General features: G+C 43.0%; 1 protein-coding gene. It reads right to left on the minus strand.

From position 1 onward, the window contains the following. Positions 1-70: 70 nt before the first annotated feature. Positions 71-302, minus strand: a 232-nt coding sequence (locus BCT81_RS05005; protein ID WP_133152558.1) for a helix-turn-helix domain-containing protein, incomplete at its 5' end; no start/stop codon positions are given.

Here is a 302-nt window from a genome sequence, read left to right on the forward strand (position 1 = left end):
GTTTATATCGGTTGTCTTGTTTATATAAATAGTTCAGGGATTGTTTTAGCCAACACTGTTGAGCGGCACATCATTTGATCTGAACATTGTTACTTTCAGACCACTTCCGTAATTCATCAAGAATCGTCAGAGCACTTGTGCCTAACTCGGTCAGCTCGTAGCTCACCGCTAATGGCTTGTCATTGAGCACGCGACGTATCACCATATTTTCACTTTCTAGTTCTTTTAGGCGTTGGTCAACCATCTTCTTGCTGGCTCCGCCCAACATTCTTGTAAGATCATTAAACCTCACAGGGCCATCT

Source organism: Vibrio sp. 10N.261.52.A1 (assembly GCF_002876325.1).
Lineage (GTDB): Bacteria > Pseudomonadota > Gammaproteobacteria > Enterobacterales > Vibrionaceae > Vibrio > Vibrio chagasii.